Genomic DNA, 11,428 nt, shown 5'->3' with positions numbered 1-11,428 from the left:
ATATCAGCAAAGATCGCCGCGGGCCGCCGCCGGAGGGAGCATCGCACCACAAGCGGTACCCAGCGGGCGACGCGGCGCGTAAATTCGACGACGGACCGTGTCCGCCGACGTGCGGTTCGCCTGCGAGAACCGCGGGCCGGTCGGAGCGGGTCGTGCGCTGTGGTCAGCCACCACGCCGGCCGTTCTCGTGGTGCGCTGGGCAGCCTGAACGCGGGCGCGTAGCCAGCGGCAGGCGTGAGAACAAGATGGTCAGCATCACGTTTGACTTGCTGCTTCCGGGTATCCTGGCTGTTAAAGTCTGCTGAACGCTCCGGTTACAGCGACGGGCGAGCGCGCCCGAAAACTCCACGGCAAACCGGATCTTTTTATCTGCGGGCCAATGCCGTCCCGTGCCCAGAAGTCGTCGAAGTCAGGTCAACGGCCGACCACCGACTTCCAAGCACGAGCATGACGAGGGAGGTCTGCAGTGGTCTTCTCCGCGATCCCAGCGGCCCAGGGCCTGTACGACCCGGCCGCCGAGCAGGATTCCTGCGGCGTGGCCATGGTCGCCGACATTCGAGGTCGGCGTTCGCACGGAATCGTTGCGGACGCGCTGACCGCCCTGGCGAACCTGGAGCATCGTGGCGCCGCGGGTGCCGAGCCCACCAGCGGCGACGGCGCGGGCATCCTGCTGCAGCTGCCCGACGCCCTGCTGCGCGCCACCGCGGGCGTCTCCCTGCCCGAGCCCACCGCCGACGGCGAGAGCCGCTACGCCGCGGGCATGGCCTTCCTGCCCGCCGACGCCGCCGAGCGCGCCCGCGTGGTGGCGCTGATCGAGCGCATCGCCGCCGAGGAGAACCTCACCGTCCTGGGCTGGCGCGACGTGCCCACCACCCCGGACAACGCGGACGTGGGCACCACGGCCCGCCGCTGCATGCCGCACTTCGCGACGCTGATGGTCGCGGGCAACGGCGGCGAATCCGGCCTGGCGCTGGACCGGCTGGCCTTCTGCCTGCGCAAGCGCGCCGAGCGCGAGGCCGCGCGGGAGGGCGCGGAGCTGTACTTCCCGTCGCTGTCGGGGCGCACGTTCGTCTACAAGGGAATGCTGACCACCGAGCAGCTGCCCGCGTTCTTCCCCGACCTCACCGACGAGCGGCTGGACAGCGCGATCGCGCTGGTGCACAGCCGGTTCTCGACCAACACGTTCCCGTCGTGGCCGCTGGCTCACCCGTTCCGCTACGTCGCGCACAACGGCGAGATCAACACGATTCGCGGCAACCGCAACCGGATGCGGGCCCGCGAGGCGCTGCTGGACTCCGACCTCATCCCGGGCGAGCTGTCCCGGCTGTACCCGATCTGCGCCGACGACGGCTCGGACTCGGCGTCGTTCGACGAGGTGCTGGAGCTGCTGCACCTGGGCGGCCGGTCGCTGCCGCACGCGGTGCTGATGATGGTCCCGGAGGCGTGGGAGAACCACTCCGAGATGGACCCCAAGCGCAAGGCCTTCTACCAGTTCCACGCGAGCCTGATGGAGCCGTGGGACGGCCCGGCCTGCGTCACCTTCACCGACGGCTCCCTGGTCGGCGCGGTGCTGGACCGCAACGGCCTGCGCCCGGCCCGCTGGTGGCAGACCGCCGACGACCGCGTGGTGCTGGCCAGCGAGGCCGGCGTGCTGGACGTCGACCCGTCCGAGGTGGTGGCCAAGGGCCGCCTGCAGCCGGGCCGGATGTTCCTGGTCGACACCGAGCGCGGGGAGATCGTCGACGACGAGCGGTTCAAGGCCGAGCTGGCCTCCGAGCACGCCTACGACGAGTGGCTGCACGCCGGTCTGCTCAACCTCGACGAGCTCGCCGACCGCGAGCACGTGGTCAGCACCCACGAGTCGGTGGTGCGCCGCGAGCTGTCGTTCGGCTACACCGAGGAGGAGCTGGCGCTGCTGCTCGCGCCGATGGCCTCCAGCGGTGCCGAGCCGCTGGGCTCGATGGGCGCCGACACCCCGCCCGCGCCGCTGTCGCAGCGCTCGCGGATGCTCTACGACTACTTCGTGCAGCAGTTCGCGCAGGTCACGAACCCGCCGCTGGACGCGATCCGCGAGGAGATCGTCACCTCGGTGGCCCGGATCATGGGCCCGGAGCAGAACCTGCTGGCGCCGTCCCCGGCGTCGTGCAGGCACATCGTGCTGCCCAACCCGGTCATCGACAACGACGAGCTGGCCAAGCTCATCCACATCAACGACGACGGCGACCTGCCCGGGTTCTCCTCGGCGGTGCTCTCCGGTCTGTACGAAGTGGACGGTGGCGGTCCGGCTCTGGCCGAGGCCATCGAACGGGTCCAGCGCGAGGCCTCGGAGGCCATCGCCGCGGGTGCGCGCGTGCTGGTGCTCTCCGACCGCGACTCCGACCACCGGATGGCGCCGATCCCGTCGCTGCTGCTGACCTCGGCGGTGCACCAGTACCTCATCCGGACCAAGGAGCGGCTGCGCGTCGCGCTGGTCGTGGAATCCGGTGACGCCCGCGAGGTCCACCACGTCGCGGCCCTGCTGGGCTACGGCGCCGCGGCGGTCAACCCGTACCTGGCGTTCGAGGCCATCGAGGACATGATCTCGACCGGCCAGATCTCCGGCGTGCGACCCAAGGTCGCCATCCGCAACTACGTGCAGGCGCTGGTCAAGGGCGTGCTCAAGGTGATGTCGAAGATGGGCATCTCCACCGTCGGCGCCTACACCGCCGCGCAGGTCTTCGAGGCCGTCGGCCTCTCCCAGGAGGTCGTCGAGAAGTACTTCCAGGGCACCACCTCCAAGCTCGGCGGCGTCGGTCTCGACGAGCTCGCCGAGGAGGTCGCGCAGCGGCACCGCCGCGCCTACCCGGACAACCCGACCGAGCGGGTGCACCGCAAGCTCGAGGTCGGCGGCGACTACTCCTACCGGCGCGAGGGCGAACTGCACCTGTTCACGCCGGAAACGGTGTTCCTGCTGCAGCACTCGACCAAGACCGGCCGGTACGACAAGTACCGCGAGTACACCGCCGAGTGCGACCGGCTGTCGGCCGAGGGCGGCACGCTGCGCGGGCTGTTCGAGCTCGACAGCGGGCGCGACCCGATCGACATCGACGAGGTCGAGCCGATCTCGGAGATCATGAAGCGGTTCTCCACCGGCGCGATGAGCTACGGCGCGATCTCCGCCGAGGCCCACGAGGTCCTGGCGATGGCGATGAACCGCATCGGCGGCAAGTCCAACTCCGGTGAGGGCGGCGAGGACGTCGACCGGCTCTACGACCCCGAGCGCCGCTCGGCGGTCAAGCAGGTCGCCTCCGGCCGCTTCGGCGTGACCAGCGAGTACCTGGTCAACGCCAGCGACGTCCAGATCAAGATGGCGCAGGGTGCCAAGCCCGGCGAGGGCGGCCAGCTGCCCGCGCACAAGGTGTACCCGTGGATCGCCAAGACCCGGCACTCCACGCCCGGCGTCGGGCTGATCTCGCCGCCGCCGCACCACGACATCTACTCGATCGAGGACCTGGCGCAGCTCATCCACGACCTCAAGAACGCCAACGAGCAGGCCCGCGTGCACGTCAAGCTGGTCAGCGAGGTCGGCGTCGGCACGGTCGCGGCGGGCGTGTCCAAGGCCCACGCCGACGTCGTGCTCATCTCCGGCCACGACGGCGGCACCGGTGCCGCGCCGCTGACCTCGCTCAAGCACGCCGGCACGCCGTGGGAGGTCGGGCTCGCCGAGACGCAGCAGACGCTGCTGCTCAACGGCCTGCGCGACCGGATCACCGTGCAGTGCGACGGCGGGTTCAAGACCGGCCGCGACGTCGTGGTCGCCGCGCTGCTGGGCGCCGAGGAGTACGGCTTCGCGACCGCGCCGCTGGTCGTCGAGGGCTGCGTGATGATGCGCGTCTGCCACCTCGACACCTGCCCGGTCGGCGTCGCCACCCAGAACCCCGACCTGCGCAAGCGGTTCACCGGCCAGGTCGAGCACGTGGTGAACTTCTTCGAGTTCGTCGCCCAGGAAGTGCGGGAGTACCTGGCGCAGCTGGGTTTCCGGACGCTGGACGAGGCCATCGGCCAGGTCTCGGCGCTCAAGCGCGACAAGGCCGTGCAGCACTGGAAGTCCCGCGGTCTGGACCTGGAGCCGGTGTTCGCCGAGCCGGAGACCCCGTACTCGCCGGTGCGCCGCCGGGTGCGCGAGCAGGACCACGGCCTCGACCGGGCCCTGGACCGCACGCTCATCCAGCTCGCCGAGGCGGCGCTGGAGGACGCCCGCCCGGTCAAGCTGCAGCTGCCGGTGCGCAACGTCAACCGCACCGTCGGCACCCTGCTGGGCGCCGAGGTCTCGCGCCGCTACGGCGGCGACGGCCTGCCCGACGACACCATCCACGTGGAGCTGGAGGGCTCGGCCGGGCAGTCGCTGGGCGCGTTCCTGCCCAGCGGCGTCACGCTCGACATGATCGGCGACGCCAACGACTACGTCGGCAAGGGCCTGTCCGGCGGGCGGATCGTCGTGCGGCCGCACCCGGACTCGGCGTTCCGCGCCGAGGACCAGGTCATCGCGGGCAACGTGATCGGCTACGGCGCCACCAGCGGTGAGATCTACCTGCGCGGCCAGGTCGGCGAGCGCTTCGCCGTCCGCAACTCGGGTGCGCAGCTGGTCTGCGAGGGCGTGGGCGACCACGCCTTCGAGTACATGACCGGTGGCCGGGCGATCGTGCTCGGCGGCACCGGGCGCAACGTCGGCGCGGGCATGTCCGGCGGCATCGCCTACGTGCTCGACCTCGACCCGGTGCGGGTGAACACCGCGATGGTCGACCTCAAGCCGTGCGGCGCCAAGGAGCTCAAGTGGCTGCACGAGGTCGTGCAGCGGCACCACGAGCTGACCGGCTCGGCGGTGGCGGCGTCGCTGCTCGGCGACTGGCCGCGTCGCTCGGCGGCGTTCACGAAGGTGATGCCGCGCGATTTCCAGCGGGTCCTGGACGCCATGCGGATGGCCAAGATCGAGGGCCGGAACGTGAACGAGGCGATCATGGAGGCTTCCCGTGGCTGACCCCAAGGGCTTTCTGAAGTACGCGCGGGCCGAGGCCCCCAAGCGCCCCGTCGACGAGCGGCTCGGCGACTGGCACGAGGTCTACGCGGCGCTGTCCTCCGAGGACCGCAACGAGCAGGTCTCCACGCAGGCCGCGCGCTGCATGGACTGCGGAATTCCGTTCTGCCACTCGGGTTCCTCGGGCTGCCCGCTGGGCAACCTGATCCCGGAGTGGAACAACATGGTCCGCCGCGGCCAGTGGGAGGCCGCGAGCGACCGGCTGCACGCCACCAACAACTTCCCGGAGTTCACCGGCAAGCTGTGCCCGGCGCCGTGCGAGGCCGGCTGCGTGCTGGCGATCTCGCCGGAGGCCGGGGGAGCGGTGGCGATCAAGCGGGTCGAGGAGACCATCGCCGAGGTCAGCTGGGAGAACGACTACGTCACGCCGCGCGCGCCGGAGGAGCACACCGGCAAGCGCGTCGCCGTGGTCGGCTCGGGCCCGGCCGGGCTGGCCGCCGCCCAGCAGCTGACCCGCGCGGGCCACGAGGTGACCGTCTACGAGCGCGACGACCGCATCGGCGGCCTGCTGCGCTACGGCATCCCCGAGTTCAAGATGGAGAAGTCCGTCCTGGACCGGCGTTTGGCGCAGATGCGCGACGAGGGCACCAAGTTCATCACCGGCTGCGAGGTCGGCGCGGACCTCACCGTCGAGGACCTGCGCGCCGGGTACGACGCGGTGGTGCTGGCGGTGGGCGCTCTGCGCGGCCGCGACGACACCACCATCCCGGGCCGCGAGCTCGGCGGCGTGCACCTGGCGATGGAGCACCTGGTGCCGGCCAACAAGGAGGTCGAGGGCGACGGCCCGTCGCCGATCTCGGCCGAGGGCAAGCACGTCATCATCCTCGGCGGCGGCGACACCGGCGCCGACTGCTACGGCACCGCGACCCGGCAGGGCGCGCTGTCGGTGACGCAGCTGGACAACTACCCGCAGCCGCCGACCGAGCGCGACGACGACCTCTCGCCGTGGCCGACCTGGCCCTACATCCTGCGCACCTACCCGGCGCACCAGGAAGCGGGGGAGCGCAAGTTCGCGGTGGCGATCGAGTCGTTCGTCGGCGACGAGGACGGCAACGTGCGCGCGGTGCGGCTGCGCCAGGTTCAGGTCCGACGTGACGAGAACGGGCGCCGCCAGGTGGTTCCGGTCTCCGACGAGGTCGAGGAGCTGCCCTGCGACCTGGCGCTGTTGGCGATCGGGTTCGAGGGCGTCGAGCACATGCCGCTGCTGGGCGGCCTGGGCATCGAGCTCACCAAGCGCGGCACGATCGGGTCCGGCTCGAACTGGGAGACCACCGCTCCGGGCGTGTTCGTCTGCGGCGACGCCCACCGCGGCGCGTCGCTGGTCGTCTGGGCCATCGCCGAGGGCCGCTCGGTCGCCCACGCCGTCGACACCCACCTCATGGGCACGTCCGAACTCCCCAACCCGGTCCACCCCACAGCCCTCCCCCTAGCGGTCTGAACCCCTCCACCCCAATCACTTTCACCCCGCACCCGACCCCACCCCGCCGTCGGGGACCGGATTACTCCGGTATTCCGCTCCCCGATTACGGCGGTATTCCGCGTTGGGTTCCCGAATACTCCGGTAATCGGGTACCCGATTACGGCGGTAATCCGTGTTGGGGACCGAATACTGCGGTATTCCGTTGACGGATTACGGCGGTATTCCGGGTCCCCGTGACCGGATTCGGGTGGTGTGTCGGGTTGTGGAGGTGGGGACGTGGGGTAGTTCACGGGAGTTTCGCGGGGAATCGGGTTCGTCGCACGGTGTTGATCTCTAGGGTCTTCTCCCGGGTCGTGAACGGCCTTTGAGTGTCCACAATGGATGGGGAGAACGCGTGGACTTCCACAAGAACCGGGGCAACCTGATCCCGCCGCTGGTCCTGATCGCGCTCGGCGTGCTCGGGACGGTCATGCTCGTCGGCGGACTGACCAGCGATGAGGGAGTGCGCATCCACGGCATCTTCTTCTTGGCGCCCATCGGCGTCATCGCGGGCCTGGTGCTGCTGATCAAGAACCTGCGGCGGCTGACGATGCGCATCGACGAGCGCGGCATCCTCATCGAGCACCCGGCCGAGAGGGTCAAGGTGGCGCTGGGCTGGCAGTACGTCGCCGGGGTCTCGGTGACGACGCTGCGCAAGCCCGGCGACGACCGGAACACCGCCTCCTACCTGGTGGTGTGGACGCAGGGCGGCCTGAACCCGGGTGTGCCGCAGGGCTGGATGTTCCAGAACGACGGCTGGACCGGCTACCGCCTGATCGACACGTCCGACCTCCGCGAGTCCAGCGCGCAGCTCACCCAGGTGTTGCAGCAGTACGCGGCGCCCGTGCTGCGCTGAGGTCTACTCGAAGGAGCGGGCCAGCGACGGCGGCAGGTCGTCGCAGTGGACGATGCCGAGGCGCTGGGTGGCGCGGGTCAGGGCCACGTAGAGGTCGTTGAGACCGCGGTCGGACTCCTCGGTCACGGCTTCCGGGCGGACCAGCAGGACCGCGTCGAACTCCAGGCCCTTGGCCTCGTCCACGGTCAGCAGCACCACCGGCGACTCCAGGTCGTCGGGCCGGGTGCCGACCACCGCCTCCGGCAGGGACTCCGCCAGCCGCGGGCCGATCTCGGTCAGCAGCTCCGGCGGCATCAGCACCGCCAGCCTGCCGTCCTCGACCTCCGCCAACTCCTCCGAAACCACTTGGGGGAGCTCGGAAACCAGGTCCTCGGTCGCGATCTGCTGCGACCACGGCGGGTTCCCGGTGGTGCGCACCGACCGCGGCGGCTCCAGGTCGGTGTCCATGTCGGACAGGACCTCGGCGGCGACGTCCATGATCTCCGCCGGGGTCCGGTAGTTCACCGTCAGCTCCGCCAGCTTCCAGCGGTCCTGCACGTACGGGCTGAGCACCGCGTCCCACGAGCTCGTGCCGCCCAGCGCGCTGGTCTGCGCCACGTCGCCGACCAGCGTCATCGACCGGCTCGGGCAGCGGCGCATCAGCACCCGCCACGCCATCTCGGAGAGCTCCTGGGCCTCGTCGACGATGACGTGACCGAACGTCCAGGTGCGGTCCTCGGCCGCGCGCTCGGCGGCGGACAGGTCGCTGCGGGTGCGGAAGCGCTCGGCCAGCAGCTCCGCGTCGAGGACGTCGGAGACCCGCAGCCGCTCCTCGTCGGCGATCTCCTCGTCCTGCTCCATGATGTGCAGCACGCCCTGGGCGTAGGCGAGCTCCTCGCGCTCCTGGCGCTCCTGCTCGGCGCGCGCGGCCGCGTCGTCCTCGCCGAGCAGCTCGGCGAGCTCGTCGAGCAGCGGGACGTCGGCCGGGGTCCACGGCGCGCCCGCCGGGCGCAGCAGCGCGTCGCGCTCGTCGTCGGCGAGGACCTTGGCGGTGGCGGTGGCCAGCCGTTCCGGCGAGCTCAGCAGCTCGTCGAGCAGCCGATGCGGCGTCATCTCCGGCCACAGCTCGTCCAGCGCGCCGGCCACGGCCGGGTCGCCGCGCAGCTCGGCGTTGATCTCGTCGAGGTCGCGCCGGTCCAGCAGCTCCAGACCCAGCCTTTCGCCGACTTGCAGCGTCAGCGACCGGTACATCTCGTCCTGGAACACCCTGCGGGCCAGGTTGTGCGGGCGGCGCGTGCGGCGGGCGCGGGTGCGCGCGGCGGTGGCGTCCTTGCGCTTGAGGAACAGCGGTTCGCGGTCGAAGGTCACCTCGACGTGGTCGCGCGGCACCTGCTGCCGGTCGCGCACGGCGGCGGTGAGCACGCCGGTCATGTCGGCCCGGCCCTTGATCTCGGCGGTGCGCGCGGATTCGGTCGCGGTGGCGGTGATCCCGGGATACAGACCGCCCACAGTGGACAGCAGCACGCCGGTCTCGCCCAGCGACGGCAGCACCTGGCCGATGTAGTGCAGGAACGTCGGGTTCGGGCCGACGACGAGCACGCCGCGCTTGGACAGCTGCTCGCGGAAGGTGTAGAGCAGGTAGGCCGCGCGGTGCAGCGCCACCGCGGTCTTGCCGGTGCCCGGACCGCCCTGCACGACCAGCACGCCGTTCATGCCCGCGCGGATGATGCGGTCCTGCTCGGCCTGGATCGTGGAGACGATGTCCTGCATCTGACCGGTGCGGCGGGCGTCCAGCCGCGCCAGCAGCGTCGCCTCACCGGCCAGGCCCAGGTCGCTGCCCTGCTCGGCGGCGTCGAGGTCGAGGATCTCGTCCTCGTAGTCCAGGACCTTGCGCCAGCTGGTCTTGAGGTGCCTGCGGCGGCGCACGCCGTCCCGCGCGGCGGCCGTGGCCAGGTAGAACGGCCGCGCGGCCGGGGCGCGCCAGTCCAGCAGCAGCGGCTCGTACTCGTTGTCCTCGTCGAACAGGCCGAGCCTGCCGACGCGGAACGTCTCGCCGCTGTCGAGGTCCAGGCGCCCGAAGCACAGGCCGTGCTCGACGGCGCTGAGCTGGGTGAGCTTGTCGGTGTACATGCGGGTGGAGATGTCGCGCTCGGTGCGCGCCTGCGGCGGTCCTCCGCTGTCGCGCAGCGTGGCCTTGAGCCGCTGGGTGGTCTCCGCTCGGAGGTCGTCGAGCTTGCCGTACAGCACGTTCAGGTAGCGCTGCTCGGCCGCGATCTCCTCGGCGCGGACGGTCTCCCGATCAACTCGGGCGTCGGACAATGAGCCACCTCAAACCAGGCGCGGACAGAACAACCGGACCCCCAAGGCCCGACCAGCCAATATACCGCGCCCCCCACCCCACGTCCGCCGCGCTCCCGCCCCCCGCTCGCCGTGCGCGCGTCAAAAACCGCGGTATTCGACCCGACGAATACCGCGGTTTTTGACCGGTCGAATACCGCAGGTTTTGACCCGATGAAACCTGCGGTTCTCGCCGTCTAGACGACGGTGGAGAGGAGGAGGATGACGGCGAAGGAGACGACCGAGAGGATCGTTTCCATGGCCGACCAGGTCTTGAGGGTCTGGCCGACCGTCATGCCGAAGTACTCCTTGACCAGCCAGAAGCCGGCGTCGTTGACGTGCGAGAGGAACAGCGAGCCGGAGCCGATGGCGAGGGCGACCAGCGCGCCCTGGGCGGGCGGCAGGCCCGCGACCAGCGGGGCGACCATGCCGGCGGCCGAGATCGTGGCCACCGTCGCCGATCCCGTCGCGACCCGGATGCCGACCGCGATCAGCCAGCCCAGCACCAGCGGCGACAGGCTCGCCCCGGCCGCCACGTCGGTGATCACGTCGTTGACGCCGGAATCGACCAGCGTCTGCTTGAAACCGCCGCCCGCGCCGACGATGAGGATGATCCCGGCGATCGCCGGCAGCGAACCGCCGACCACCTCGGAGAGCCGGTTGCGGGAGAACCGGGCGCCGCGGCCGAGCACCACGATGGCGATCAGCACCGTCAGCATCATCGCCACGACCGGCGTGCCGATGGTGTCCAGGATCGTGTAGCCGAGCGTGCCCTCGGCGAGCGTCAGGTCGGCGACCGACTTGCACAGCATCAGCACGACCGGCAGCAGCAGCATCGCCACCGCGGCGAAGAAGCTCGGCCGGTGCGCCTGCTCCTCCCGCTGCGGCGTCGAGCCCAGCAGGTGGGTGGCCGGCGGCAGGTCGACGCGCTTGGCGATGAACGAGCCGAACACCGGGCCCGCCACGATCGCGGTCGGGATCGCCACCACGACGCCCAGCGCCAGCGTCAGCCCGAGGTCGACGTGCAGCGCGTCGACGGCGGCCAGCGGACCGGGGTGCGGCGGGACGAGACCGTGCAGGATCGACAGCCCGGCCAGCGCGGGGATGCCGACCTTCAGCATCGGCTGCTCGGTCCGGGCTGCCACCATGACCACGACCGGGACCAGCAGGACGACGCCGACCTCGAAGAACATCGGCAGGCCCAGCAGCGCGGCGATGAACACCATCGCCCACGGCAGCGTCTTGTCGGTCGTGCGGCGCATGACGGTCTCGACGACCCGATCGGCGCCGCCGCTGTCGGTGAGCAGCTTGCCGAGCATCGCGCCGAGCGCGACCAGCAGGCCGACGTCGCCGACGGTCTTGCCGAGGCCTTCGGTGAAGGTGTCCACCAGGTCGCCGAAGGGCATCCCGGCCACCACGCCGAGCGTGGTCGCGCCGAGCGCCAGGGACAGGAAGGGGTGCAGCTTCGCCCAGCTGATCAGCACGACGATCACGGCGATGCCCGCGACGGCGGCGCTCAGCAGGCGGGTGTCCTGCGCCGACCAGGTCGCGGCCTGGGCGAGCGGGACGGAGAGGCTGGAAAGCATGGAGGGGCTCCTCGTTGAGCAGCTGGTGCGCGCCACAGCCTAAGCATTAAGTCATACTTTTTTCTTATCCTGACCGATTAAGTATGACTGTTACACCCGTCACCCGGGTTCGGCCCCTACTCTCGGGAACCGGTTGA

Annotated in this window: 5 protein-coding genes; 3 read left to right on the top strand and 2 right to left on the bottom strand. The window is 70.7% G+C overall.

Going from position 1 to position 11,428, the window contains the following annotated elements; translation table 11 throughout:
- The first annotated feature begins 466 nt into the window (after window positions 1-466).
- From gltB to BM424_RS01340, 3 genes are all read left to right on the top strand, one after another.
- Window positions 467-5,017, top strand: coding sequence for a glutamate synthase large subunit (gene gltB / locus BM424_RS01350; RefSeq protein WP_093413081.1), 4,551 nt, complete (start codon window positions 467-469; stop codon window positions 5,015-5,017).
- A complete protein-coding gene (locus tag BM424_RS01345) occupies window positions 5,010-6,512 on the top strand; it encodes a glutamate synthase subunit beta (RefSeq protein ID WP_093413079.1) in 1,503 nt (500 codons plus the stop codon). Before gltB ends, BM424_RS01345 begins: the two co-directional genes overlap by 8 nt.
- Before the next feature lie 376 nt (window positions 6,513-6,888).
- The gene (locus BM424_RS01340) at window positions 6,889-7,389 is read left to right on the top strand and encodes a hypothetical protein (protein ID WP_093413078.1); all 501 of its coding nucleotides are present in this window, start codon (window positions 6,889-6,891) and stop codon (window positions 7,387-7,389) included.
- Window positions 7,390-7,392: 3 nt separating this feature from the next.
- Here BM424_RS01340 and BM424_RS01335 read toward each other — a convergent pair whose 3' ends face one another.
- Window positions 7,393-9,687 (bottom strand): HelD family protein, encoded by a 2,295-nt coding sequence (locus BM424_RS01335; RefSeq protein ID WP_093413076.1) that lies wholly within the window; start codon window positions 9,685-9,687, stop codon window positions 7,393-7,395.
- 215 nt (window positions 9,688-9,902) lie between these two features.
- On the bottom strand, window positions 9,903-11,291 hold the full coding sequence (locus tag BM424_RS01330; RefSeq protein ID WP_093413074.1) for a GntT/GntP/DsdX family permease: 1,389 nt from the start codon (window positions 11,289-11,291) through the stop codon (window positions 9,903-9,905).
- Window positions 11,292-11,428 lie beyond the last annotated feature (137 nt).

This window comes from Saccharopolyspora flava (genome assembly GCF_900116135.1).
In the GTDB taxonomy this organism is placed as follows: domain Bacteria; phylum Actinomycetota; class Actinomycetes; order Mycobacteriales; family Pseudonocardiaceae; genus Saccharopolyspora; species Saccharopolyspora flava.
This window is presented reverse-complemented; position numbering and strand designations above follow the sequence as displayed.

What these genes read in the sequence shown, in the direction of transcription:
- BM424_RS01330 (WP_093413074.1), bottom strand. Translation starts at nt 11,291, where the DNA reads ATGCTTTCCAGCCTCTCCGTCCCGCTCGCCCAGGCCGCGACCTGGTCG.